The 26,596-nt window shown below is 57.9% G+C and carries 22 protein-coding genes; 15 read left to right on the top strand and 7 right to left on the bottom strand.

What is annotated here, in order from left to right; all coding sequences use genetic code 11:
- The first annotated feature begins 8 nt into the window (after window positions 1-8).
- Complete coding sequence (locus ASD73_RS00280; protein WP_235534030.1) at window positions 9-740, top strand: polysaccharide biosynthesis/export family protein; 732 nt, start codon at window positions 9-11, stop codon at window positions 738-740.
- Between the two features lie 135 nt (window positions 741-875).
- Entirely contained in the window at window positions 876-2,993 is a 2,118-nt protein-coding gene (locus tag ASD73_RS00275) for a GumC family protein (RefSeq protein ID WP_235534028.1), read from the top strand.
- Between the two features lie 519 nt (window positions 2,994-3,512).
- Here ASD73_RS00275 and ASD73_RS22635 read toward each other — a convergent pair.
- Window positions 3,513-4,418, bottom strand: a complete 906-nt coding sequence (locus tag ASD73_RS22635; RefSeq protein WP_056370144.1) for a hypothetical protein — start codon at window positions 4,416-4,418, stop codon at window positions 3,513-3,515.
- A gap of 441 nt (window positions 4,419-4,859) precedes the next feature.
- On the opposite strand from ASD73_RS22635, the gene ASD73_RS22060 reads away from it, so the two are divergent.
- The 5 genes from ASD73_RS22060 to ASD73_RS00250 all read left to right on the top strand — a co-directional run bounded on the left by ASD73_RS22060 (window position 4,860) and on the right by ASD73_RS00250 (window position 10,485).
- On the top strand, window positions 4,860-5,570 hold the full coding sequence (locus tag ASD73_RS22060) for a NeuD/PglB/VioB family sugar acetyltransferase (RefSeq protein ID WP_056370146.1): 711 nt from the start codon (window positions 4,860-4,862) through the stop codon (window positions 5,568-5,570).
- A 298-nt stretch (window positions 5,571-5,868) separates the two neighbouring features.
- Window positions 5,869-6,750: a glucose-1-phosphate thymidylyltransferase RfbA gene (gene rfbA / locus ASD73_RS00265; protein WP_056370149.1), complete on the top strand. Its 882-nt coding sequence runs from the start codon at window positions 5,869-5,871 to the stop codon at window positions 6,748-6,750.
- Window positions 6,751-6,791: 41 nt separating this feature from the next.
- Window positions 6,792-7,922, top strand: a complete 1,131-nt coding sequence (gene rffA, locus ASD73_RS00260) for a dTDP-4-amino-4,6-dideoxygalactose transaminase (protein ID WP_056370150.1) — start codon at window positions 6,792-6,794, stop codon at window positions 7,920-7,922.
- Entirely contained in the window at window positions 7,919-9,196 is a 1,278-nt protein-coding gene (locus ASD73_RS00255) for an O-antigen translocase (protein WP_056375876.1), read from the top strand. Before rffA ends, ASD73_RS00255 begins: the two co-directional genes overlap by 4 nt.
- Window positions 9,193-10,485, top strand: a complete 1,293-nt coding sequence (locus ASD73_RS00250) for a glycosyltransferase (RefSeq protein WP_056375874.1) — start codon at window positions 9,193-9,195, stop codon at window positions 10,483-10,485. The genes ASD73_RS00255 and ASD73_RS00250 overlap by 4 nt, the downstream gene beginning before the upstream one ends.
- A gap of 44 nt (window positions 10,486-10,529) precedes the next feature.
- Here the strand turns inward: ASD73_RS00250 and rfbB are convergent, their stop codons facing one another.
- Together rfbB and ASD73_RS00240 are read right to left on the bottom strand one after the other, a co-directional pair.
- Window positions 10,530-11,585 carry a dTDP-glucose 4,6-dehydratase gene (gene rfbB, locus ASD73_RS00245; protein WP_056370155.1) on the bottom strand — a complete coding sequence of 352 codons (1,056 nt, stop codon included), beginning with the start codon at window positions 11,583-11,585 and terminating at the stop codon, window positions 10,530-10,532.
- Between the two features lie 101 nt (window positions 11,586-11,686).
- On the bottom strand, window positions 11,687-13,603 hold the full coding sequence (locus tag ASD73_RS00240) for a hypothetical protein (RefSeq protein ID WP_056370158.1): 1,917 nt from the start codon (window positions 13,601-13,603) through the stop codon (window positions 11,687-11,689).
- A gap of 262 nt (window positions 13,604-13,865) precedes the next feature.
- Between ASD73_RS00240 and ASD73_RS22630 the strand changes: the two genes are divergently transcribed.
- From ASD73_RS22630 to ASD73_RS00205, 6 genes are all read left to right on the top strand, one after another.
- Window positions 13,866-14,606 carry a hypothetical protein gene (locus ASD73_RS22630; RefSeq protein ID WP_235534027.1) on the top strand — a complete coding sequence of 247 codons (741 nt, stop codon included), beginning with the start codon at window positions 13,866-13,868 and terminating at the stop codon, window positions 14,604-14,606.
- A 133-nt stretch (window positions 14,607-14,739) separates the two neighbouring features.
- Window positions 14,740-15,780, top strand: coding sequence for a polysaccharide biosynthesis protein (locus ASD73_RS00225; RefSeq protein ID WP_327196889.1), 1,041 nt, complete (start codon window positions 14,740-14,742; stop codon window positions 15,778-15,780).
- Window position 15,781: 1 nt separating this feature from the next.
- Complete coding sequence (gene wbjC, locus ASD73_RS00220; protein WP_056370164.1) at window positions 15,782-16,888, top strand: UDP-2-acetamido-2,6-beta-L-arabino-hexul-4-ose reductase; 1,107 nt, start codon at window positions 15,782-15,784, stop codon at window positions 16,886-16,888.
- A 4-nt stretch (window positions 16,889-16,892) separates the two neighbouring features.
- The gene (gene wecB, locus ASD73_RS00215) at window positions 16,893-18,023 is read left to right on the top strand and encodes a non-hydrolyzing UDP-N-acetylglucosamine 2-epimerase (RefSeq protein WP_056370165.1); all 1,131 of its coding nucleotides are present in this window, start codon (window positions 16,893-16,895) and stop codon (window positions 18,021-18,023) included.
- A gap of 10 nt (window positions 18,024-18,033) precedes the next feature.
- Window positions 18,034-19,230, top strand: a complete 1,197-nt coding sequence (locus ASD73_RS00210) for a glycosyltransferase family 4 protein (RefSeq protein ID WP_056370167.1) — start codon at window positions 18,034-18,036, stop codon at window positions 19,228-19,230.
- Window positions 19,227-19,694, top strand: a complete 468-nt coding sequence (locus ASD73_RS00205) for a WbuC family cupin fold metalloprotein (RefSeq protein WP_056370169.1) — start codon at window positions 19,227-19,229, stop codon at window positions 19,692-19,694. Before ASD73_RS00210 ends, ASD73_RS00205 begins: the two co-directional genes overlap by 4 nt.
- Here ASD73_RS00205 and ASD73_RS00200 read toward each other — a convergent pair.
- The 4 genes from ASD73_RS00200 to ASD73_RS23490 all read right to left on the bottom strand — a co-directional run bounded on the left by ASD73_RS00200 (window position 19,691) and on the right by ASD73_RS23490 (window position 23,672).
- The gene (locus ASD73_RS00200; protein ID WP_056370171.1) at window positions 19,691-20,935 is read right to left on the bottom strand and encodes a tetratricopeptide repeat protein; all 1,245 of its coding nucleotides are present in this window, start codon (window positions 20,933-20,935) and stop codon (window positions 19,691-19,693) included. The two genes, ASD73_RS00205 and ASD73_RS00200, sit on opposite strands and share 4 nt — an antisense overlap.
- A 79-nt stretch (window positions 20,936-21,014) precedes the next feature.
- Complete coding sequence (locus ASD73_RS00195) at window positions 21,015-22,304, bottom strand: sugar transferase (RefSeq protein WP_327196905.1); 1,290 nt, start codon at window positions 22,302-22,304, stop codon at window positions 21,015-21,017.
- 395 nt (window positions 22,305-22,699) lie between these two features.
- Window positions 22,700-22,891 (bottom strand): hypothetical protein, encoded by a 192-nt coding sequence (locus ASD73_RS22625; RefSeq protein WP_056370178.1) that lies wholly within the window; start codon window positions 22,889-22,891, stop codon window positions 22,700-22,702.
- Window positions 22,892-23,495: 604 nt separating this feature from the next.
- Window positions 23,496-23,672, bottom strand: a complete 177-nt coding sequence (locus ASD73_RS23490; RefSeq protein ID WP_156377225.1) for a hypothetical protein — start codon at window positions 23,670-23,672, stop codon at window positions 23,496-23,498.
- A 188-nt stretch (window positions 23,673-23,860) separates the two neighbouring features.
- Between ASD73_RS23490 and ASD73_RS00185 the strand changes: the two genes are divergently transcribed.
- Together ASD73_RS00185 and ASD73_RS00180 are read left to right on the top strand one after the other, a co-directional pair.
- On the top strand, window positions 23,861-25,324 hold the full coding sequence (locus tag ASD73_RS00185) for a protein adenylyltransferase SelO (RefSeq protein ID WP_056370179.1): 1,464 nt from the start codon (window positions 23,861-23,863) through the stop codon (window positions 25,322-25,324).
- Window positions 25,325-25,392: 68 nt separating this feature from the next.
- Window positions 25,393-26,595, top strand: a complete 1,203-nt coding sequence (locus ASD73_RS00180) for a nucleotide sugar dehydrogenase (protein ID WP_235534026.1) — start codon at window positions 25,393-25,395, stop codon at window positions 26,593-26,595.
- Window position 26,596 lies beyond the last annotated feature (1 nt).

Genomic DNA, 26,596 nt, shown 5'->3' with positions numbered 1-26,596 from the left:
GTTGGGTTTTGTATAAAGGACTTTACACCGGCGTGCTGCTTGCCTGTGCGTTGAGTGGCTGTGCTAGCATGTCCGCCAGCAAAGTTGGCGGTAGCCCGGAGTTGCGGGTGCTGGACCAGGCGAGCCTGCCCGAACCCATGGCAAGCGACTATCGTGCCAGCCCGCGCCCTTATGCTTTGGGCGCGTTCGACAAGTTGCGGATCGATGTTGTTGGCCTTCCCGAACTGTCGCTGGAAGAGGTGCAGGCGGACGCAGGCGGCAATATCTCGGTGCCGCTGGCGGGGACGATTCAAATCGGTGGCATGACCGCCGACGAGGTCTCGCAGGAAGTCGCAAGCCGTCTGCGTGCTGCGCATGTGCGCGACCCAAAAGTGGCGGTGAACCTTCGAGAGACCAACAGCCAAGTCGTGACGATCGAGGGCGAGGTTGACCGACCCGGACAATATCCCGCGCTCGGTAATATGACGTTGCTCTCGCTCGTGGCAAAGGCCGAAGGAACGAGCGAGTTCGCGCGCTTGGACGAGGTCATCATCTTCCGCACGGTCGATAATCAGCGCTATGCCGCGCTATATAATCTGGCAGCCATCCGGCGTGGCGCATATGTCGATCCGGCGGTTTTCGCCAATGATGTGGTCGTGGTCGGCGATAGCCCGCAACGGCGTCTCTTCCGCGACCTATTGCAGGTCGTTCCGCTGATCACAACGCCGCTTGTTATCGCCTTGCAGAGTGGCAACAATTAGTCGCCTCGCGCTTTCACTCATTTGAATTTGGATACCACGGCCATGCTAGTATATCGGTCCACCGAGACGGATGATCAGACTCTACGCGAGAATCCGAGTTCGAAAGAGGAACCGGGGCGTGACATTCCGCCGTTGTTGCTGGCATATTGGCAGATCGTGCTGCGTTGGAAATGGCTGATTGCCGCGATCATCGTCGCATCGGTCATTGCTGGGTTGATTCTGTCGCTGCTGATGACGCCACAATATCGTGCTACCGCACGTATGGAGGTTAGCCGCGAGCAGAAGAATGTGACGAATGTTCAAGGGTTAGAGGGCGCCGACGCGGGTCAGAATCTGGAATTTTATAACACGCAATGGGCCCTGCTTGAAGCCCGGTCGCTGGCCGAACGGGTAGCGCGTGAGCTCAGGCTGGCGGACAAACCCGAATTTTTCATCGCGCACGGCGAGACGCCCGAAGGAGATGATGAAACAGCTGGGGCCGGATCGCCGATGAGGTCGACGACGTTGCGACACAAGCGTGAAGCACAGGCGGTAGATTTGCTCCTTGATCACATCGCGATCTCGCCGATCCGTGGATCTGCGTTGGTCGATGTCGGCTATGTCAGTGCATCGCCGCACTTGTCGGCCCAAGTTGCAAATAGTTGGACGCAGCAGTTCATCCTGCAAAGCATGGACCGCCGATTTTCATCGACGTCCGACGCGCGAACTTTTCTGGAAGGACGTCTGGGGGAATTGAGGGCGCGCCTAGAAAATTCAGAGCGCGAGGCGGTCAATTTCGCGGCGGACAAGGGTATTGTGCAAATCAGCAGGAGCTCCGACAACGGCGCATCTGGCGGCGATGTGACGCTGGCCAGTATGGATCTGACATTGCTGAACACCGAATTGGTAAAGGCCACCGCGCAGCGCGTGGCTGCCGAAAGCCGGCTGAATTCCGGCGGCCGGACGGCGACGGCGGAATCGCTTGGCAGTCAAGCGCTTGCGTCGATGCGGACGAAGCGGGCCGAAGCCGCGGCGGACTATGCCAAGATTCTGGTCCAGTTCGATCCTGAGTATCCGGCAGCGGTGGCGCTAAAGCGACAGATGGACGCTCTGGATCAGAGCATCTCGCGCGAGGAAACACGGATTTCGGGCACACGCACCGGCGAATATCGTGAAGCGGTGCAGCGCGAAAACAAGCTCCGCGAGCGGGTCGAAAGCTTGAAAGGGCGGCTGGCAGATCAGGAACGCAATGGCATCCAATATCAGATCTATATGCGAGAAGCCGACACCAACCGCCAGCTTTATGAAGCTCTGCTGCAGCGCTATAAGGAAATCGGCGTAGCCGGCGTATCCGCGAACAACATCGCAATCATCGATACCGCGAAGCCGTCGACGATTCCCTCATCGCCCAATCTCCCGCTGAATCTCGCCTTGGCGCTGATCGCGGGCATCGGCCTTGCCGGCCTTGCTACGCTCGTTTTGAACCAGATCGACGAAGGTCTTCGCAATCCGGCGGACGTGAACCGCGCGCTTCAACTGCCGTTGCTCGGGAGTGTCCCCGACGTCGAGGATGGATCGGCGATCAACTTGTTGCGCGATCCGAAAACGGCGCTTTCGGAAGCTTATTTCAGCATTCAGTCGAATATCGCCTTTTCGACCGATCATGGTGTTCCACGCTCGCTGATGGTCACCAGCACGCGGCCCGCAGAAGGCAAGAGCACGACCAGTTTCGCGCTGGCAACGATTCTAGCGCGTTCGGGTCGCCGCGTGTTGCTGATCGATGCCGACATGCGCTCGCCGTCGCTTGCTGGATTCGTCGGTCTTTCGAACGAGCATGGACTCAGCAATTATCTTGCCGGCGAAGATGGCTGGCAGAAACTGGTCCATGACAATGGCGCTGGCATTCCGGCCTATATGGTGGCCGGCCCGACGCCCCCGAGCGCAGCGGAACTCTTGTCGAGCGACCGCCTGTCAAACCTCATCGGGACGTTGGGGCAGCATTTCGACCATATCGTCATCGATTCACCCCCGATCCTCGGCTTGGCCGACGCGCCGCTGCTCTCGCGCGCGGTGGAAGGTGTGGTCTTCGTTGTCGAGGCGGACGGTGTCCCCGTGCGCGGTATCCGCTCGGCCCTCGCGCGGCTTCGCGCGGCCCAGAGTCGCATTTTCGGCGTTGTCCTTACGAAGCTGCATCAGCGTCATGCGGGCTACGGCTATGGCTATGGCTATGGCTTTAACTATGGCCAGGACGAGGATGAAGCCAAGCCGGCTTGAAACCCGGCGAAGGTCGTCCGTCAAAACCAACAAAGCACCCGGTTTCCGGACTTTCGTCCGATTGCGGCGACGTGCAGGAAGATGCAACGGGCTACGGTGGCAGAAAGCCTTCGTCAACGACATGCCTGCGTGGGACGCATTTTCCGCACGGGGCGTCGCTCGACCGTTTGCCAATGATGCGCTAACGATATCTCGATCAGCGCGGTAACTAGAATTGCTGCGGGCGAGGGAGCCTTGGCGGAGATGCGCTGCGCAGAGCAGATTTCACCGACGGAAGCTTGCCATGCAAAAGCCACGCATGGATGAATCGCCGACAAAGCATGGCATCAGGCTTCACGAGCAATTCAATATCCGCGCCCGCGATGAAGGGCGCCGCAAAGCAAAGACGCGTCGTGCGCTACCCGTTTGGCGGTGACCGGCTCGCGGTCAAGTGTATCAAAGGCATGCGGGCTCTTTCGGGCTCTCGCAATGCTCCACAGATCGGCGTTTCCGCAGGGAGGCCTAACCAAACTCCTTATCTTAAATCAAGTAGCCGGTTCCGTAGGCAAGGACATTCTGAATGAAGTCCAAACTCTTATATGAAAGATACGCCATAATCACGATCACGGCTGGATGGTTCGTCTTCCCTTCGCGTAGAACGAGATAGATAAAAATGCTTATGGCCAGCATGTTTACGCGATCCCCGCCCAGGATGAATGTGGCCACCAAGGGAAATGATAATGTAATCGCCATGTTCAGCCGATCGCTTGTCACCAGTATGGCGACGAGAAGCAACGCCAAGCTTCGCGCCATGTCCGTTATGTCATATGATTGATACTGGCTCACCTTATCAATGATCTGATCACTATATATGATACAGAATAATATGAAGGCAAAAAAAGTTGCAATAAACAATACGAAACTTTTCCAAGACCCGCCTTCTTTTCCCTGAAAGTATTTCACCAATCCGCGATACCTTGGGGGAAGCAGAATCGATACGAAGACAATGAGAATAGAATAATGGCTCAATAGGGCGGCGATGCCACCTGCGGCTCTCAAAAGAGCAGGGGATAAGGCTGCCAGGATTGCAAACATATATCCGTATTTTAATCGCTCGGCTGATGTTAGCAACACTAATACGTAGTAATTCGTAAAGATCAGCGCCGTGAATATAAAACCCGCTTTATATTTTCTCAATAATAGGAATATAGATGTCATCAATATCGAGTTTGATATCGATATTACGATATTTTTATCAAGCAGTGGAGACGTAGTCCACATTAAGAACCCGTATAACGGCTCTGTAGATCCGGTGTACCTGACTTGCGTGTCGGATATCTGCCCAAATGGAGCCGAGCTCAGGGCATTATATAGGGCGATATAAAATTTCTGATCGCCTTCGGTATATAGTTTTAAAATCCATTCAGAGAAAACATACGCTGCCATAAAAATAAGTAGCGCAAAGAAATATGTGGAATAATTTCTATTTTCTGAGCTGGCTCTGATACCGCGATACATACCTTATCCTCATCGCGCTTCTGACTTGGTCCCACGTCCGATGTTGCGCAAATCTCACGGAACCGAGCGGCCCTAGCCGCAACCATAAATGGAGGCAAGCTCGCCGGTCCGTCCGATCATGCTGACCTGCACTTGGGATATTGAGACTTTTGCGGTGTGATAAGTTTGCGCCTGGCTTCGAGATTTGCCGAGGGGGAACTCGCGGTGCGGCCCTGGACTGCTCCCGGTATCGAAGATGATTTGGTTGCGGGTCCGGCGTCAGCGCGTTAGCAATGCTGTCGGCCCGTGGTGCATAGGCCGTCGGCTTGCAAGGGCTCGCCTCATCCGCGAGATACATTCTTTGCAAAGCATGAGGAATTTGGTTGTAGCATGGGAAGGGATGTGGGCGATATAGTGCAGGACATATTGCTATGGGGAGGAAGAAGCCAAGCCCTCATCATCGAAGATATGATAGATCAGTATGAGATTGGATCTGTCAGATCCGTATTTGATCAGACGCTTTCGGACCCATATTATAAATCCAATGGTGTGTTCATCAAATCCACACATGACCTTCGAAAAATTCTGAAGGATTTGAAGCGTTTCGTTGTCTGCATAGGAGGTGAACACGGCTACGCTCGGCACATGACTGCGTGTTTCCTTCGTGCTCAAGGCCTATCTGACTTTCGACTCATCCACGACCGGGCGTTCCTTGATCGAGGCGTTGAGATCGGAAAAGCCATTCAAGTGATGCCGAATGTTGTCGTCCATAAGCGCGTGTATATCGGCGATGATTGTATCCTAAACACATCTTGCACGATCGACCATGAATGCCAAATCGGACATGGCGTGCATATCATGGGGAGCGCCGCGATTGCAGGCAAAGTCACTATCGGTAGCTTTGCGACTATCGGAACCAATGCCACGATCCTGCCTAATCTGAATATCGGCGAAGGAGCCCTCATTGGGGCTGGCGCAGTTGTTACGAAGGATGTGCCGCCACATGCTATTTGTGTTGGCGTCCCGGCCCGGTCGCAAGGTACATGTATACCGCAATTTATGGACTCTCCGCTTCGCGAGATATTCAGCCGAGACGAGTAAGGCTCAGCACAATTGCCCGCGCCGATATCGAAGATATTGCTGCGTCAACGCACCTCCCCAGCCTCGGCGCCCAGCCCAGCATTTTTGCCTGGCGACTTGGCTTGCAATGCAAAACACAGGCCTGTGGATACGGCATATACTATGATTTGCGGGGTGGACAGATTGCGCTGATTCAGCCAGTAGGTCGCCGACCGTAAACCTGTTTTAGGTAAGTTGTGAAACCTCCCGACCGATTGGGGGGGGGGCGGGCCTCGTCGCTCGGCACGAGGCGGACGAATATCATTGAGGAGTATGCGATTTGCATCGCAAGGGAATAGTTTTGGCCGGGGGCTCCGGAACGCGCCTGTATCCGGCGACTCTGGGTGTGAGCAAGCAACTGCTGCCCGTTTATGACAAACCGATGATCTATTATCCGCTGTCGGTCCTGATGCTCGCCGGCATTCGGGATATATTGATCATCACGACGCCGGATGATCAGTGGAATTATCAGCGCGTGCTGGGCGATGGGTCGCAGTTCGGCATCCGCCTGAAATATGAGATACAGCCCACACCAGCGGGATTGGCGCAAGCTTTCATTATCGGCGAGCGCTTTATCGACGGTTCCCCGGTCGCGCTGGTCCTTGGTGACAATATTTTTTATGGGCAGGGCCTGCGCCAGCTCGTCGAGGCCGCGGCAGATGATACGTCCGGCGCCACAGTTTTTGCCTATCAGGTCAAGGATCCCAGGCAATTCGGCGTCATCGAGTTCGACGAGAACCGGCGTGCATTGTCAATTGAAGAAAAGCCAGTCCACCCTCGCAGCCATTTCGCTGCAACCGGTCTGTATTTTTTTGACGGCGAGGTTGCCGAGGCCTCACGCGGCGTGACGCCGAGTGCACGTGGCGAACTGGAGATCACGAGCGTTTTGCAAGCGTATCTCGATCGACAGGAACTCAAGGTCAGCTTGCTTGGACGTGGTTTCGCCTGGCTCGATACGGGAACCCATTCGGATCTGCTTGCTGCAGCCAATTTCGTCGAAACCGTCCAAATCCGCCAAGGCGCCATGATCGCCTGTCTGGAAGAAATTGGGTGGCGTAACGGCTGGCTCGAACTTGCCGAGTTGCGCCGCACGGGGGACACGCTGATCAAGACAGGCTATGGCAAATATCTTCTTGAACTGGCATCGGCGAATGAGCGCTAGACTGCAATTCGATCTCCGTCTCTTTACGTGGCTTATTCCATATGCTGACTATACCGTTCAATAGACCGTCTGTCGGTAAACGCGAACTCGACTATATTGGTGAGTGCCTGGCGGGCGGCAAACATTCAGGCGATGGCCCGTTTACCAAACGCTGCAACGAAGCGTTTCGAACGCTTGGGCTCGGCAATATATTGCTGACGACCTCCTGCACCGACGCACTGGAAATGGCGGCGATCCTTCTGGGCATCGGGCCCGGCGACGAAGTGATTCTGCCGTCTTTCACCTTCGTTTCCAGCGCGAACGCCTTCGCGCTCCGCGGCGCGACGCTGCGCTTTGCCGATAGCGAGATAGGCAACCCCAACATTGCGCCAGATGCGATTGAGGCGTTGATAACGCCCCGAACGAAGGCGATTGTCGTTGTGCATTATGCGGGCGTGGCCTGCGACATGGATCGAATTGAGGAGATTGCGAAACGGCATGGCATCGCAATTGTGGAGGATGCCGCGCAAGCTATCGATTCTTACCATCGCGGTCGGCCGTTGGGCACGATCGGAGCGATAGGCACGATGTCTTTCCATGAGACGAAAAATATCAGCGCCGGTGAAGGCGGGCTGATCATGATCCGTGACGAAGCTCTGTATCATCGCGCCGAGATCGTTCGAGAAAAAGGGACCAATCGCTCTGCTTTTTTTCGGGGAGAGGTTGATAAATACGGGTGGGTCGATCTCGGCTCTTCGTTCCTGCCTTCCGACATTTTGGCGGCTTATCTGCTCGCGCAAGTCGAACGACTGCCCGAGATTCAAGGTCGTCGTTGCGCCATCTGGAACCGCTATGATCAGGCCCTTTCCTCGAAATTGAGCGCTTATGGCGTTCGCACTGCGGTGTTGCCAGAATGGGCAACCAATAATGCGCACATGTTTTACCTGCTCTTCGAAAATCTGCAGCAGCGACAACGGGTGATCGACGGACTGCGGGCATCGGGGATCACTGCGGCATCGCACTATATTTCGCTGCACAGTAGCCCCTTCTTCCATCAGTTCCATGACGGCCGTCCACTGCCCAACAGTGACCGGTTTACGGACACCATTTTGCGCCTGCCGATGTTTGCCGACCTGGCCGATGACGATGTGGACCTGATTTCTGATCGAGTGCTCGAATTGTTGGAGAAATGAGCCGTCGTTGGCTCCAAGGCGCAGCGCAGTATAAACGGCTCGCAGCACCGGCAGCCGCAGTGATCGCTCATGGCCTCCGGATGACGGTCAATCTGATCGTCATCAAGTTCATTGCTGTCGCGATGGGCCCGGCGGGATTGGGCATGCTCGGCAACCTCATGAGCGCGACCACGATGGTGGCCCTGTTTTCCGGCGGCGGCATCCTCAATGGCATCACCAAATATGTCGCTGAGTATAATTCGCGGCCCGACCGGCTGCGTCAATTCTTGCAGGGCGCAGCGGCCTATGGGTTCTCCGCCAGCATCATCATATTGCTGATCAGCTTCATCGCGGCGCGGCCATTATCTCTTGCGCTGTTCGGCACCAACGACATGGCATGGCTCATCCCGATACTCGGGATCGCGCACCTGCTGTGCTTCATTGGCAATGCTATCATCGCAATAATTAACGGCAAGCAGCAGCCGTTCTACTTCGCGCTGATCACGGGCACGGGTTATCTCTCCATCATCCCTATTGCTTTTTTGCTGATCAAATTCGGCGGGATGTCCGGCGCCGCGATTGCATTGGTTGGCGTGATCGTATCGACAGCCATTCCAGCCGTTGTCGTGGGCGCGCGTAACGGTCTAATCTCGATGCTCCGGCCGCGCTTTCACAGCGAAGATTCCAAGCGCCTTTTTCGTTTTACGTGCATCGCTATCGTATCGGCCGCGGCTTTTCCCCTCACGGAAATACTCATTCGCACACATTTGGCAGGCCATCTCGGTGTCGAAAGCACGGGCATTTGGCAGGCGATGACGCGACTTTCAGGCGCGATCCTGGGGTTTTTCACAGTGTATCTCGCTACGAGCCACATGCCGCGGCTCTCTGCCATCAGTGATAATAAGGAAGCGGCCAAAGCGGTCGTTCATGCGCTTTCGGTGATCGGCCCAGCGTTCGCGTGCTGCGCGCTGCTGATCTATCTCATGCGATCGATCATCGTACCTTTGCTTTTCTCGTCTTCGTTCGGCCCATTGGAGGAGATAATCGGATGGCAATTGATCGGAGATCTGCTGAGGGTTTGTTCCTACGTCGTAAGCTTTCTGGTCGTGGCAAAGGCGGCTCTCAAGATGCATATCATCGGTGAGCTGACGCAGTGCGTTTTATATCTCGGCTTCGCACTGGGCGCCGTTCGGATGGGCTTCGGCTTGCAGGAAGTCGCGCAAGCTTATGCACTGACATACGCGATATATTTCGTTCTAACGCTGTTGGCTCTCAAAAGGTATGCAACACGGTGATATTTCTCGCGAATATTCTGGAAATGAATGGTGGAACAACATTTCTGGTCCGGATCTGCGAAGCACTCAAAGCGCAGGGCCAGCCCTGCGCCGTGCTCGTGTTGAGGCCCGGCGGGGATCCGATATTGTCGGAGAAGCTGGCTGGCCATGCCCGCATATTCCACCTTAGCGATTTTCTGCCTGACCGTGGCTATGTCATGCGGAAGCATTTCGGAGCCTTCGCACCGATTGCCTGGCAGCGTTTATCCGATGCTCTCGCTCCGTTCGGGAATATATTGCATGCGATGGGCGGGTTCGGCCTGATTGTCGGTGCACGCCTTGCCGCCTACGACCCGAGCTTTCGCGTTACTGCCGGAATATATCATCAGAACGAATTTCTCTACGAAGGGCATTCCCTTTTTTCCAATCAACTTCTTGATTTATTTCGCAAGATTCCGACGAACAATATCGTTTTTTTCAATGAATCAAGTCGGGACAACTACATCCAGTTCCACGCGTCTTCAGAATATGAAAATTCCACGATCACTCCCATCGGCGTGGCGTTGAGTCCTGTCATCAAGGCAGCGCATACCCATGGCAGCAGAAAGATCATATCTGTCGGGAATCTTTTTAACTTCAAGACTTACAACGCTCATATCATTCGCATGCTCCCCAAACTCAGGGAAGAATTCGAAGGCGTTACATATCATCTCTATGGTGCCGGCGACCAGCGCAAGATGCTTGAGGCGCTGGCGGACGAATTGCATGTTTCCGACATCGTGTTCTTCCAAGGGCGAATTGCCTATCATCAGCTCAGTGCCTTGTGGGCGGAAGCAGATTTGTTCGTCGGAAGTGGGACGGCTTTGATAGAGGCGGCCGCCGCAAGGGTTCCGGCGTTGGTCGGCATCGAATCGATTCAGGAACCGCTGACCTACGGCTTCCTGTCTGACGTCCAGGGATATTCGTATAATGAGCTCATCCCTGATCGGCCGATGACACCGATGCTAGCGTGCATACAGCGCATCTTTAGAGACGATGATGAATGGGAATCCGTCGCGGCAGCCTGTTTTGCCAAGGCGCAGGAATTTTCGGTTCAACGGACTGCTACAGATTTTATCCAATTGGCAGACAAGGCCGAAACCACGCCAAAACTGATCACGACCGCGGAAACCCTGCGCATGCTGGCCGGTCTGCCGTTACTGGCTTTACGCGATAAACTGGTTCCCGAAACCGCATTTATGAACAGACGGAACCAGTCTTTTCAACCCGATCGATCTGCTATCGGGACGGGACCCCGTACCGTGGCCTAAAGGGATTTTGGATTGCGAAAGGGGGACGGGGTGGCTGGTCGCCGCTAAGCTGCTAAGCCGCGGCGCTCGTCAGCCTCATGCTTAGCAATGATATCACGCCACCATGTTTCGTTGGATAGATACCAGGCAACGGTTTTCTCGATGCCGGTATCGAAGGTTTCAGCAGGTTCCCACCCCAACTCATCGGAGATTCGCGACGCGTCGATCGCATAGCGCATATCGTGGCCCGGCCGGTCCGCTACAAAGCTTATCTGCTCCGCATAGCTCCGTCCATCGCCGCGGGGGCGGAAGCGGTCCAGAATGCTGCAGATAGTCCGAACCACCTCGATATTCTGTTTCTCGTTATTGCCGCCGATATTATAGGTGCGGAGCGGCACGCCTCGTTCGAATACGGCCTGAAGCGCGCGCGCATGATCATCGACGTACAGCCAATCGCGTACCTGCTCCCCCCGGCCATAGACGGGGAGGGGTTTGCCCGAAAGCGCCCTCGCGATAATCAACGGAATGAGCTTTTCGGGAAAATGAAACGGACCGTAGTTGTTCGAGCAGTTGGTCACGAGCACGGGCAACCCATAGGTGTGTCCCCACGCGCGCACGAGGTGATCCGACCCGGCCTTGGATGCCGAATATGGCGAGCGCGGATCATATGGCGTGTCTTCGGTGAAAAGACCCTCGGCTCCAAGTGAGCCATAAACCTCGTCCGTCGAAATGTGATGAAAGCGAAACGCCTGTTTTTCAGCGTCATCGAGGGTTCGCCAATAGGCATGAGCGGCCCTCAGCATGGTGAAGGTTCCGACAATATTCGTCTGGATGAACGCCTGAGGACCGTCGATCGACCGATCCACGTGACTTTCAGCAGCGAGATGAGTGATGACATGTGGAGAGTTGGCGCCAAGCGCGCGCGTCACCGCATAATCGTCGCAAACGTCACCCTGCAAAAAGGTGTAGCGCGGATTGTCGGCAACGGACTCGACCGTCGACAATGTACCGGCGTAGGTCAGCTTGTCGAAATTGAGCACCTCATGATTGGTGTTCTCAATCAGGTGCCTGATCAGAGCCGACCCGATAAAACCGGCGCCCCCTGTGATGAATATACGCATAAACTTACCCTTAACGGCGCCCGATGCTCGGCGCAATAACGAGCATCCTCATATCGGGCGCTTTATCTCGAGAATCCCCGGCGCCCAACGGTCATGTCGAACTAGGGCGCGATCGTGATGGCGCTGGTAAGGGCGTTGCTACCGTTCAACGCATCGGCGTGCATGGTAATGCACGAATATATCCGATCTGCAGGTCCGTAATTCGGGACCGAGACGGTCGCATATCCTGACAGGGCTAACACATAGTCGTTGCCAAGCCGCTTTGCAGCGAGAACAGGATTGGTGAAATGCCGCTGGGTTCGAGCGCCGAGTTTGTCAATCGGCAGGCCGCCGGGGATTGCCAGAAAGCTCTTGAGCGCGAAGTCGCAATAGACGTCGTTCACTCTGTTGGCTGTGGTCACACCCTCGGACGCCGTCATCGCCACGAAATCGATGACAGCGAGCGATGTTCCGATAACCTGTCCACCCCCGGTGCGATGCTGCATCATCACGCGGATTTCTCCCTGCGTCGGGCGATACGCATCGACCACATTGTTGAGCATGTCGTCCACACTGATCTTGGCGATAGTGTAGACACCGGCGCGCAGTTCCTTCGCCGCAAGATATATCCGGGCATCGCTTATTGTCGTACGCCGCGCGCTTTGCGGAGACATGGGCGCCCGCGCATTTTTCAGCAGGCGTGACTCTGTTCCGCCGTTTCCTTCAAAGTCGACGACACGCCCCGGTGTGATAAGGTTCGCGCCAGTAGTCCAGCAGTTCCTCAGACTGGGCGGAGCGGCGATGGTCCCCGGTTGATTTCGTTCATCGTCCCAGCGAATAGCGCGATAATCGGGGTCGGCAATCTGAGTAGACGAGGGCTGAAACTGGAGCGATGCGAGGGAAACGCCCGAACTCGGAGCCGAACCGCGCTTGAACCATATTTCACATCTGGCCATGACCGCGTCCCCAATGGCATTGGTTTCGCCATAATAGCCTTCAAAAAGGCCGCCTACGACCTTTCCCAGCACCAATGCGCAGCCGCCGTCCTGAAAGCGGATATCCTTCCAGCGTATCGAAATAACAGCGGGATCGGCGGTCACGCTGTCAACATAAATGCCCCCGTCGCAATTCGTCCCGCCGAGATTATCGAAGGAGAGGTCGAATCCCACCTTTGCATCGACCCAGCGCCGAACATTGGAAAACTGGCAATTCGACATGCCTAGCGACTGGATATAGCCATTTGGATAGTCCGCGCCCTTTGCCCGAAATGATTTAACCACCGTGTCGAGCTGAGCGAAGCTGGCTTGCGAAAGCCGCAGATCATAAATGCGGTCGCCGTTGAACAACACGCTGGGGTGGTCTTGGGTCCAGTTGCCGCCGACCACGAAGATCTTGCCGGTGTACAGATTGTCACCGCTTTCCGGGGCGGCTTTGGCGGCGGCAGACGTAAAAATCGCCTCAGGCACCCCTCCGACCGAGGGGCTGTTCGCAACGATGGTTGCGCCTCCGCAGAACAGAAACATCGATACCCGGTCATATAGCGTCTGGTTGGGAAGGCCGATAACGCTTGCCAGTCGATAGCGGCTCGTCGCTAGCAATTGGACTGTGCGGCTGATTCTGAACGCTCGTTCGAAATAGGGGGCGTCATCGCCTACGCCATCGACTGGCGCGCCCAACGCGTCGGGTGTGACATAAGGATCGCCAATATAGAGTTTGACCCCGCCCGCGGTCGTCAAATGCTGGTCTGTCGCGGTGGCCGGCGCGACGCGATAGAGATATCCGTTCGCGGTCCGTATCGTCGAGCCAACCGGCAGGGTTGGGCGCGTCGACGCGATTAGGGCTCGTGGATTGGGGGCGACGGCGATCGCCTGTTGTACATCGCCGCCGTCGGTCACCGCGATATGTTGCGCCAGCGCGGGCGCGGCGGATCGCGTGGAGCTCTCGGCTGCACTAGGCTGACCGCTGGAGTCCCATGCGGCCCAGGCGCTGGCCGCTGCCAGCATAGTTCGCCGCTCGATCTTACCATTGCGATAATTCATAATTTCTCCGTCCGTTGCGACCGAAGCCTGCGATCGCTTTAGCTTTGAATGGCGTGTGGGGTTTGGGCGCTGTGGTGTAGAACTTGCCCGATAAGTCCCTCCTGCGATAATAGAAATCCATACCATCGCCTCGTGAGACCAATTTCCAAACGGCAAAATTATCGTCGTTATTGCTTCCTTTTGACCTTGGGCTTCCCTATGCACCGCGCTCGGCGAGCGTGCGAGTCATGACTTTTCGATAGGATCATTTTCGGCGATGACTATGGAACTTCAACAGAAACTTTCTCCAGGCCAAGTCGCCGAATTCTACCATGACGAGTTCGTTCAGGATCAAGCCCGCGATTTCGGAGAACTGGCCAGCCCGCTTGATAATGGTGTCGTCGTCGATATCGGTGGCGGCGTCGGCTATTTTGCAGAGCGCATCCGTGCAGTGTTCGGCTATCCGGTACGGGTAGTCGATATGGACCCTGAATCTGTCGCGCAGTGCATAGCGCGCGCGGTTCCGGCGCAACTGGGCGACGCGCTCACCCCCCCTGTTTCTGGCGATGAGGGTTGCGTCTGCTTCAACCTGATCCTGCATCACCTGGTCGGGAGGGGCGAGACGCGTACCCGCTCGCTGCAAATAGCGGCATTGGCTGCGTGGAATGGCGGAGATACTCCGGTTTTCGTCAATGAATATATATATGAATCCTTTGTCGAAACGGTCAGCGGACGGTTGATCTACGCGATAACCTCCAGCCAGCTGCTGTCGGCGATGGCGGGTTTTGCCGCGCGGTTCATCCCCGCCTTTCGTGCGAATACCTTCGGCGTCGGGGTCCGGTTTCGCGCACATGCTGAGTGGATATCATTGTTTCGCGAGGCTGGGTTCAAGGTCGAGGCCGTCCGGATCGGCGCAGACGAACCGGTGAAGCTCCCGCTGCGACTGCTGTTGATAAAGGCGATCCGGCGCGACAGTTTCATTCTGACGCCCACGCAGGCGGCCTCGTCGATATCGAGAAACTGATCCAGATGTAGAGATGATCGGAGCGGTCGCGAACGAATGTTTCGTGGCCGGAGTATTGGTCCAGCGCGCGGAGAAGCGCTAGGCAGGGCAGCGCCGCATCCGATGCGGCCACATGACGACCACGGAGTATGGAATGACGCGTAACTTGTTTGAAGGCCGCACGCTGCTGGTCACCGGCGGCACGGGCTCGTTCGGCAATGCCGTGCTGCGCCGCTTCCTCGATTCCGAAATCGCCGAAATCCGCATCTTCAGCCGCGACGAGAAGAAGCAGGATGACATGCGCAAGCGCTTCGACAATCCGAAGCTGAAATTCTATATCGGCGACGTCCGTGATTATGGGTCGGTCGTCAATGTCGTTCGCGGGGTCGATTTCATCTTTCACGCGGCGGCGTTGAAGCAAGTTCCATCGTGCGAGTTCCACCCGCTCGAAGCGGTTAAGACCAACGTGCTGGGGACCGAGAATGTCCTCGAGGCGGCAATCAACAACGGCGTGAAGCGCGTCATCTGCCTCAGCACGGACAAGGCGGTCTATCCGATCAACGCGATGGGCATTTCCAAGGCGATGATGGAAAAGGTCGCCGTCGCCAAATCGCGCAGCAGCGACAAGACGATCATCTGTGCGACGCGCTACGGCAATGTCATGGCCTCGCGCGGATCGGTGATTCCGCTGTTCGCCGATCAGATCCGCGCCGGCACACCGATAACCATTACCGACCCGCATATGACGCGCTTCATGATGACGCTCGACGATGCCGTGGAGCTGGTCCTGTACGCGTTTCAGAATGGCAATCCGGGCGACATCTTTGTTCAGAAGGCGCCCGCCGCGACCATCGCGGCGCTGGCCCAGGCGATGTGCAAGCTGATCGGCGTCCCCGAACATCCGATCAACGAGATCGGCACACGTCACGGCGAGAAGCTGTTTGAGGTGCTGCTGAGCCGCGAGGAGATGGCGGCGGCGGAGAATCTGGGTGACTATTTCCGCGTTCCGCCCGATCTTCGCGATCTCAACTATGGCAAATATGTCGAGCAGGGCGAAAAGAAGATTTCGCAGGCCGAGGAATATAATTCGCACAACACGACGCGCCTCGACGCAGAGGGCATGACGGCGCTATTGCTGAAGCTTCCCTTCATGCAGGCAATGGCGCGCGGCGACAGCATCGCGCCCGAGGAGTGACATGAAAATATTGGTGACGGGTGCCAGTGGCTTCATTGGCAAGACATTGCTGGTCCGACTGGCCGAAGAGCAGGGGTTTGAGTTCGATTGTTTCACGCGCGCCGACGACGCGGTATCGTTGTCAGCTAAGGTCGCCGCTGCCGACGCGATCGTCCATCTCGCGGGCGAAAACCGACCCGCCGACCCCGCCGCCTTCATGCAGGTGAACGGCGACCTGACCGCGAGCCTGTGCGACGCGGTGCGCGCGGCGGCGCGCCCCATCCCCTTGCTGTTCGCCTCGTCGATCCAGGCTGAACGCGACAATCCCTATGGCGACAGCAAGCGCGCGGGCGAAGAGGCCATCGCACGTCTGGCCGAGGTGCCGGGGCAGAACTGCACGATCTTTCGGCTACCCAATGTGTTTGGCAAATGGTGCCGGCCCCACTATAATTCGGCCGTCGCGACCTTCTGTCACAACATCGCCCGCGGCGAGGCGATCCGGGTCGACGATCCCGCCGCGCCGCTCACGCTCGTTTATGTCGACGATGTGGTTGAGACGATGCTGGCGACGCTTCGCACCGCGTCGCCGGGACTGCATTGGGGCGCGGTCGACCCGGTCTATCAGACCACCGTGGGCGAAGTCGCCGACCTGATCCGCGCCTTTCACGACAGCCGCGCCACGCTGACGACCGAGCGCGTGGGAACGGGGTTGGTCCGCGCGCTTTATTCGACCTATGTCAGCTATCTGCCGACCGAGGCGTTCAGCTATGCGGTGCCGGTGCATGGTGACGCACGCGGTGTCTTTGTCGAGATGTTGAAGACCCCCGACAGCGGGCAATTCTCCTTCTTCACGGCGCACCCCGGCATCACCCGCGGCGGCCATTATCATCATAGCAAGACCGAAAAATTCCTGGTCATCAAGGGGCGCGCGCGCTTTGGTTTTCGCCACATCCTGACCGACGAGTTTTTCGCGCTGGACACATCGGGCGAAGAACCGCGGATCGTCGAGACAGTCCCCGGCTGGAGCCACGACATCACCAATGTCGGCGACGACGAAATGGTCGTCATGCTGTGGGCGAACGAGATATTCGATCGCGATCGTCCCGACACCATAGCGCGGAGCGTCTGAAGCCATGACCAAGCTGAAGGTAATGACCGTCGTCGGAACGCGGCCCGAAATCATCCGCCTGTCGCGCGTGCTCGCGAAGCTCGATCAATATTGCGATCACACACTGGTCCACACAGGCCAGAACTATGATTATGAACTGAACGGGATTTTCTTCGACGATCTCGGCATCCGCAAGCCCGACCATTTCCTAGAGGCGGCGGGGGCCAGCGGTGCCGAAACGATCGGACGGGTGATCATCGCGGTCGACAAGCTGCTCGAACAAGAACGCCCCGACGCGCTGTTAGTGCTCGGCGACACCAACAGCTGCACCGCGGTCATCCCCGCCAAGCGGCGCAAGGTCCCGACCTTTCACATGGAGGCCGGCAATCGCTGTTTCGACCAGCGCGTGCCCGAGGAGATCAATCGGCGGATCGTCGACCATACTGCCGACATCAACATGACCTACAGCGACATAGCGCGCGAATATCTGCTGCGTGAAGGACTGCCGCCCGACATGGTGATCAAGACCGGCAGCCCAATGTTTGAGGTTCTGAGCCATTATCGCGCGAAGATCGACGGGTCGGACGTTCTCGACCGGCACGGGCTGCGGGCAGGGGAGTATTTCCTGGTCAGCGCCCATCGCGAGGAAAATATCGAACCCGACGCCAGCTTTGGGCGGCTGGTCGAGACGCTGAATGCGGTCGTCGCGAAATTTGGCCTGCCGGTGATCGTGTCGACCCACCCGCGCACGCAAAAACGCATCGACGCCGCGGGCGTGCAGTTCGGCGAGCGGGTTCGCTTGCTGAAGCCGCTCGGTTTTTCTGATTATAACCAGCTGCAAATGTCGGCGCGCGCAGTGCTGTCGGATAGCGGGACGATCAACGAAGAAGCCTCGATCCTCAACTTTCCCGCGCTCAACATCCGCGAAGCGCATGAGCGCCCCGAAGGCATGGAGGAAGCCGCGGCGATGATGGTCGGCCTGTACCCCGCACGCGTACTTCAGGGACTTGATATCCTCGCCGACCAGCCACGCGGCGACGACCGGTTGATCCGGCTTGTCGGCGATTATGCAATGCCCAACGTCTCGGACAAGGTCGTCCGCATCCTCCACAGCTATGTCGATTATGTGAATCGCATCGTGTGGAAGACATATTGATCGCCAGCCCATGCGCGTTGCGATCGTTGCCGATGTCTTTCCGCCGCTCAGGTCGTCGGGCGCCGTGCAGTTGCGCGACCTGTCGCGCGAGTTTGTCCGGCAGGGACATCAAACAACGGTGCTCGTCGCCAGCCCCGACCTGAAGTCCGCCTTTCGCATCGACGAGCAGGATGGCGTCACCATCGCGCGCCTGCGATCACCAAAAACTAAGGATGTCGGTTATGTCCGGCGCATGGCGGGCGAGTTCCTGATGCCGTTCGCGATGAAGCGAAATTATCGCAAGTCGCCGATCGCGGGCCGCCCGTACGATGCCGTCATTTGGTATTCGCCGACGATATTCCTCGGCCCGATCGTTCGCTGGCTGAAACGGCGCAACAATTGTGCCTCCTACCTGATCATTCGCGATATTTTTCCGCAGTGGGCCGCCGATATGGGGCTGATCTCGCGCGGTCCGGCGTTCCAGTTGCTGGACCAAGTGGCGCGCTATCAATATCGCAGTGCAGATGTGATTGGTGTGCAGACGCCGGGCAACCTCAGCTTCTTTGACGATTTTCGCGCGGCGCACTCCGAATGTCAGCTCGAAGTCCTGCAGAACTGGCTGGGCGACGCCCCTGATCGGGGATGCAGCATCGATCTTGAGGCGACGAAACTCGCGGGCCGCCGGATCTTTGTTTACGCCGGCAACATGGGTGTGGCACAGCAGATGGACAAGCTCCTCGATTGCGCCGTTGCGATGCGAGACCGCGATGATATCGGCTTTCTGTTTGTCGGACGCGGCAGCGAGGCGGATCGGCTGAGCCAATTGGCGGCGGAGCGCAGCCCCGACACCATCCTCTTTCACGACGAAATCAGTCCCGACGAGATTCCGGGCCTCTATTCCCAATGCAATGTGGGCCTGATCTGCCTCGACAGCCGGCACCGCACCCACAATATTCCGGGGAAATTCCTGACCTATATGCAAGCAGGCCTGCCGGTTCTCGCCAGCATCAACGACGGCAACGACCTGCAGAAGATGGTCGAAACGCGGAATGTCGGGCGCGTGTCGGTGGCCGCCGACGGCGCCGATCTGCCGGGCCTGGCGAGTGCATTGATCGAGCGCGAGCTTGCCGACCCGGCGATTGCCGATCGTTGCCGCGCCTTGTCGAACGAGCTCTTCTCGGCGCGCGCGGCGGTCGGTCAGATCCTCGACGCGGTGACGCAGCGATGAAGTCGATCGACGAGGAACTGATCGCCGACATTGGCCGGCAGGCGGCGAAGTCGACGCGGCGGCGCCAGCACCATAATCTGCATGCCGATTATAGCGACCCCTGCCAGCGTCTGCTCAATTTTCTGTGGCACGACAGCTATATTCGCCCGCACCGCCATGCCGCCGATCCAAAGGAAGAAACGCTGATTGCCTTGCGGGGCGATATGGGCTGCCTGATCTTCGATGCTGTGGGTGGGATCACCAGTCGCATCCGCCTTGTCGCGGGAGGCGACTGTCCCGCAGTGATCATCGAGCCGGGCGAGTGGCACAGCATTGTGGCGCTCAGCGGATCGGCGGTTTTGCTCGAAACCAAAGCTGGACCGTTTGATCCCGCGGCGGCCAAGGAGCCGGCGCCCTGGGCCGTCGACGAAACGGCACCGGGTGCGGGGGCATATCTGCAGTCGCTGCAGCGACTGTTCGATTAAGAGCCGTTTGCCGGCGATTCCGATTTCGCAGCGGGCGCCGTCTTGATCGACACATTTTTGGCGGGAACAAGCTTCATATCGGTGATCCGCATGGCCGCGTCGACCTGAGTGTCAGCGCCCGAAATATCGATAGTCAGCAATTGGGCCGGGCAGGATGGGTTCACCGCGAACAGGAACTGGTTTTCGCGCGCCTTGATTGTCGTGCTCGACGAACGGTTCCATTGACCTGGTCCTTTGTTGCACAGCAGGTTGACGCTGACCGATCCGCCGCCGTTCATCCCGCTGAGATCGGCTTCGCCGGTCCAGCGATAGGTCCCGGGGCGCAGGAAAAGTAATTTGCGGGCGGCAATGCCGCTGCGACCGGGAATGGCTAAGCCTTCGATGCTGACGTTGCCGTCCTCGACGTCGCCAAATCCCTGAACATCACCGTGGTTCATCGTCTCCCACCCGAAGGGTGGAAAGCTGAAAGTATTGGAGGGACGGCCAAAAGAGATCGACGTAAGTGTTCTGGCGCTTGTGCCGGGCAGTTTCAGATAGAGCAGGCGTGCGTCTTCAATTGGTCCGCGATCAACCAGCGCGCCGAGCAACTCGCTTGCGGTTGGCTCATCGAGTACGCCCGGCGACAGCGGCATCATCTGAATCAAGGTCCGCGACAGAAACTCGGGCCGCTGCAGCCTGACGTTATATTGAATGAATGGCTTCAGCCAAGGCGGCTGATTCCGGACGTAGGGAATGAAGACTTTCCGGAATTCGGCGTCGGCAAGCGCGGTGCCAAGCGCGGCATAGGCCGCATCGCGTGTTTCAGCCTGGGTTCGGATGACGATGTCGATCGCCCGCAGCCCCTCCCGCGGTTTATCGGCCCGCAGATAGTCATCCATCAACCAAAGCTGGCCCGGCGTGTCGCGGTGCGACAGCTTTGCCGACATCTGGACGAACTTGCGTCCCTTCGCGACGTCGCCCGTCGTGGCATAATAGACACCGAGTTGACGCAGCGCGCGCGATGACAATGGTTCGCTGCGCAGGGCTGCGATGCTGTTTGCGCGCGCGATTTTTAGAAAAGCGGTTTTGGTCTTTTTTGCCGCAGCCTTGTCGGTCATGTTCATCAGCGCCTGCGCCGAATCCGGGTCCAGCCGCAAACCGCGCTCCGGCGAAAATTTGCTGAACAGCGTGCTCGCCGAATTGGCCCATGCCGCATAGGTGAGCGAGAGCGTGGCAATTATGATGGCGACGATACGAAGCATGGGAGCCTTTGGATCTAGCGATTGCTGTGGAAAACTATGCCGGAAGAAGCGAGTGTTGTCGCGTCTGGGTGGTTGCCGATTATTTTGCGCCGAAGCCGTTAAAAACGACGGCAATCGTGCGAACGATGATGATGACGTCGATCCAGTACGAAAAATGTTTGACGTAGAAAAAATCATACTGAAGCTTGGTATGAATGTCCTCAAGTTCGGTCACATGGCCTTGATTGACCTGCGCCCAACCGCTGATCCCCGGACGCACGATATGGCGATAGGCGTAAAATGGGATTTTGCTGCCGTACCATTCGGACAGAGGCAAGGCTTCGGGTCGCGGACCGATCCAGCTCATGTCGCCGCACAAGATGTTCCAGACTTGGGGAAGTTCGTCGATTCGGGTTCGGCGCAGCCATTTGCCAGGGCGCGTGATACGTTCGTCGTCGGTGGTCGTCATCGCTGCGCGAACGTCACGGCTCCGGTCGTCCGCCGCGCTGTCAGCGGGACGCATGGTCCGGAATTTGAGCACCTTGAAACGCTTTGCGCGAAAGCCGACGCGGTCCTGGCGGAAAAAGACGGGGCCCGGCGAATCCAGCTTAATAGCAATCACCGCGATTAGGAACACCGGCGCGAGAAGCGGCAGCGCGATGATCGCGCCGATCAGATCTGCCGCGCGTTTCACACCGTGATAGCTGTTGCTGGGGATCAACGAGCCCAGAACATTTTCCGACAAATGGTCGATCTGGACGCGACCGGTCAGCGCTTCCAGAACCTGCTTATAATGAAAGATCGGGACGCCTTCCAACGCGGCCTCGGCCATGCGGCGTTCCCACGCATCATTATGGTCGTAATGTAAATCGGCGACCACAATCGCTGCGGCGGGCAGCGGGGCGTCGGGAGTCGCCCAGACATGCGAATGGCAATCGCGGAGGCGCGTAATCGCCGATGCATGGCCGCCAGGCACGACATAATGAACGGGATTGGCCGACTGTTTCAGCATCGCGGCGATCGCATATTGAACCGCCACCGAACTAGTGAAACACAGAAACAGGATCGCGTTGCTGTATGGTTCGCGTAAAATTAGCAGTGCCGCCACGACGATGCCATAGGCTGAACCAAAGACCGGCAGGATGGTACCGGCATGTGACACCCCCGGATATCGGATCATGCGGGTCAGGACGATGACCCCCGCAATCGCCGCGCCTGCCGACAAGGTAATCGTAAATTGCGCGATGTCGCGCGCCGCCATCGCCGACGGATACAAGACGCCATAGACCAGAAGCGGGACTATCACTCCAAACAGCAGCGTCAGCGCGACTTGCAACGTGCCATGGGCCAAGACCGTCGATCGTGAGGGTGCGTGCGCATGGTTGGACACGACAGAGCTATGTATCAACCCCACCGTCTATCTCCGGACGACAATATTTGCATAGCAAAAGCCAAGGTAAACGTTCCAGCGAGTTTCCGAACAGCTCAACAGGCCTGATGGTCAAGCGCCATCAAGAACCGAGAGCTACGAAAGTTCTTATCGCGCGTTCCTTAGGCCTCACCGGCGTGCGATACAATGGAATTGTAGTCTATTCGGGTGGCATTGAACCGGCCGTTTTCCGGTTTGGCAAGTGACATTCGACCAAGAGGAGATGCCTACGTCGATCGGAGTGGTCGGTGCAATGCTCAGATCGCGCGCGATATCGCCGATGTCGGCAAGCGTCTGATAGACGTCGCCGTCCTGCATCGTCGGCATATTGATCTCGCCCTGCGCCCGTACGCCCGTTAGATCGCGCCGATCAGATCAATCAACTGTTCGGGCGGGTTATTGCTGACATTATAAAAGCGGAGAGGCGTGGCGAACCCGCCCGGCTTGATCTGGCCGTCGTCGCGAGGCGCGTGAATGAGTGCCAGCAGGATGCCGGCGACGATATCGTCGATAGTAAAGTCGTGCCGCATATCGCTCTGATTATCCACGTCGATTGAGCAGCCTTTGAGAAACGTTTCGTTGAATTTCCATGCCGCCGTGTCCGGCGCTGACGTGGATGCCGCGCAAGCCGTCCATTCGTCGTTGTAATCGAGTGCAGCGAGATGCGCCGCGCGAGATCGACAACGTGGATAGAATCGCGCTCCTCGGTGCCATCGCGGGTCGGATACTCGTCGCCGAAAATGGAAAGCTTCGCACGGCGTAGAACCGAAACCTGTGCCCCGTAGGGCACCAGACTACTGAGCGTATCTTGCGGATCTTCGCCGATGCGGCTCGATTCACGCGCGCCCACCGGGTTGAAATATTCGCGCAGCACTGCCGATGCGCTGGGCGTGAGTGGCGATCCAGCCGCGGCTCACCCCTTCAGTCATCGCCTTCGTTAGGCCATAGAGATTAGTCGGCGCAATCGGGTGGCCCTCGTCGAAGGGAAGATATTGCGCTTCGTCATAAATCGTTACGACGATGAAAAGTCGATTCGGCGACAGCTCGCTGCATCCATCGCGCCGGGCAGGTCCATCGTGCCGGTAACGTTGGTCTGATAGCAAAGCAGCGGGACCGCATTGGATTAGCCGACGGCTTTCTGTCCCGCGAATTTTATAGCGTCGGGTTTGAAGGCGAGACACACTTCGGTGGATCGCGGAGGTCGTCGTCGACCTCGACCAAGTCGCGATTGGTGAGTTGGCGAACCCGTGTAAGCGGCACGGGCGAACTGTTGCAATAATTGTCGAAAACGTAAACCTCGTGCCTCGCGCCGAGCCACTGGTCCAGCATGTGTCTGCCGATATAGCCCGCACCGCCGGTTTGAAACCTTCATTACTTTGCTTCTTAGCCGCGTCGCCGCGGATGTTGTTGCGCGTATGCAGCCTGAATGTCGGAAATTGCCGGTTGCCTGTGCTCGCCGCGGGCAATTGTTGGCGCCTAAATCTTGCAATCGCGACGACAAGGCTCGACATAGTGCTATGGATTTTGCGTTCGACAACAGCTTTCACGACCGTATGGAGGGCTTCTACGCCCCCGCCGAAGCCGTGACGCCGTCGGCGCCCGCGCTTCTGACTTTCAATCATCCCTTGGCGGAGCGACTGGGGCTCGAAGTCGACAGCGCCGACATGGCAGAGCTAGTGCGAATATTGTCGGGGCAGGGGCTTCCCGACGGCGCCAACCCGCTCGCGCTTGCCTACGCCGGTCATCAATTCGGGCATTTTTCACCGCAGCTCGGCGACGGCCGCGCGCTGCTTCTGGGCGAAATTATCGCCCCCGACGGCGCGCGCTTCGACATCCAGTTGAAAGGGTCGGGGCCGACCGCCTTCTCGCGCAATGGTGACGGCAAGGCCGCGATCGGCCCCGTGCTGCGTGAATTTCTGGTGTCGGAAGCGATGGCGGCGATGGGCGTCCCGACGACGCGGGCGCTCGCCGCCGTTGCGACTGGGGACCGCGTCCAGCGCGAGCGCGCGCATCCCGGCGCGGTGCTGACCCGCATTGCGAGCAGCCACATCCGCGTCGGCACCTTCCAGTTTTTTGCCGCGCATTTCGGTGCCGATCATGTCGTCCAGCTCGCCGATTACAGCATTCGCCGCCATTTTCCCGACTTGGCCGAAGCCGCCAACCCGTCGCTTGCGCTCCTCGATCGCGTCATCGGCCTGCAATGCGAACTGGTCGCGCAGTGGCTGGGCGTCGGCTTCATTCACGGCGTCATGAACACCGACAATGTCGCGATCAGCGGCGAGACGATCGACTATGGGCCGTGCGCGTTCATGGATCGCTTTGCGGTGAACACGGTGTTTAGCTCGATCGACGCCAACGGCCGCTATGCCTATGGCCGCCAGCCGCAGATATTGCACTGGAACATGGCGCGCTTTGCCGAGGCATTGCTGCCCGCGATCCACCGGGTGTCGCCCGCAGACGTCGACGCGGCAAAGGCATTGGTCGAAGCCATTCCTGTCCGTTTCCGCACGATATGGCATGCCCGGGTTCGGGAAAAGCTGGGACTGGGCGGCGAGGGCACCGACGACGGCGAATTGATCGATACGCTCTTCGACGAACTCGAAGAGCATGGCGTGGATTTCACGTCCTTCTTTCGAGCAATCGCGATGCTCCTGCGCGGCGACGAAGCAATGCTCCAAAGCCTGCTTCCGGCCCGCGATGCAATGGCGCCGTGGATCGCTCAGTGGTGGGAGCGTATCGCGCATGAGACGAAGGGACCGCTCGAACACGCGGACGCAATGGACGCGGTGAACCCGCTCTATATCCCGCGCAATCATCTGGTCGAAGCTGCACTGGACGCGGCGGAGGCAGGCGATCTTGCGCAATGGCTCGAACTGCTTGAGGTCGTTCGACATCCGCATGTCATCCGGCCCGGGTACGAACGGTTCGCCGCGCCAGCCCCGAAAGACGCTGTCCCTTACAAAACCTTCTGCGGCACCTGACCCGCCATGGTTGAGCCGGTGCGCCGCAATTGCTAGGGACGGCGCCACATCGATCAGAGGATAAGTCATTGCCCCCAGAAAATGTGCCGCCTGCGCCCTCCGTCAAAATCACGATCGTCGGCACCGGTTATGTCGGTATTTCCAACGCCATCTTGCTGGCGCAGCGCAATGAGGTGGTGGCGCTCGACATCGATGCGCGCAAGGTTGAGCAGATCAACGCCAAGCAATCGCCGATCGCCGATCCCGAAATCGAGGAGTATCTTTCGAACAAGCCGCTGAACCTGGTCGCAACGACCGACCGCGACGCCGCTTACGCGGGTGCGGACTTCGTCATCGTCGCGACGCCGACCGACTATGATCCTGACACCAACTTCTTCAATACGCGAACCGTCGAGAGCGTTATCGCCGATGCGCTTGTGAAGGCGCCCGACGCACTGATCATCGTTAAATCGACCGTGCCGGTTGGCTTCACCGAGCGGATGCGGGTCGAACATGGCAGCGACGCGATCGTCTTCTCGCCCGAATTCCTGCGCGAAGGTCGCGCGCTCTACGACAATCTCTATCCCTCGCGCATCGTCGTTGGTAACACGCATCAACGCGCCGCCGAGTTCGCGCGCCTGTTGCTCGAAGGATCGCTCAAGCCCGAGGCGACGATATTGCAGACGGGCAATACTGAGGCCGAGGGAATCAAGCTGTTCGCCAACACGTTTCTTGCCATGCGTGTCGCCTTTTTCAACGAGCTCGATACCTATGCCGCCTCGCACGGCCTGGACTCGCGCCAGGTGATCGAAGGCGTGTGTCTCGATCCGCGTATTGGGCAATTCTACAATAATCCGTCCTTCGGCTATGGCGGCTATTGCCTGCCGAAGGACACCAAGCAGATGCTCGCCAATTACAAGGAAGTGCCGCAGAATCTGATCCAGGCGATCGTGTCCTCGAACACGACGCGCAAGGATTTTATCGCATCAGAAATCATCAAGCGGGGCCCGCGCGTCGTCGGCATCCACCGGCTCGCTATGAAGGCGGGATCCGACAATTTCCGCGCCAGCAGCATCTTGGGCGTGATGAAGCGGGTGAAGGCCAAGGGGATCGAGGTGATCGTCTATGAGCCATTGGTCGAAGAGGATCGCCTATTCAACTCGCGCGTCATCCGGGATCTCGGGGCGTTCAAGGCCGAGGCTGATGTCATCATCGCGAACCGAGTGACCGACGAGCTCGCCGACGTCGAGGACAAGGTTTACAGCCGCGACCTGTTCGGCGCCGATTCCTGAC

The sequence above is a fragment of the Sphingopyxis sp. Root154 genome, from assembly GCF_001427105.1.
In the GTDB taxonomy this organism is placed as follows: Bacteria; Pseudomonadota; Alphaproteobacteria; order Sphingomonadales; family Sphingomonadaceae; genus Sphingopyxis.
The sequence above is the reverse complement of the archived record's forward strand: the minus strand, read 5'-3'. Positions and strand labels throughout refer to the sequence as shown.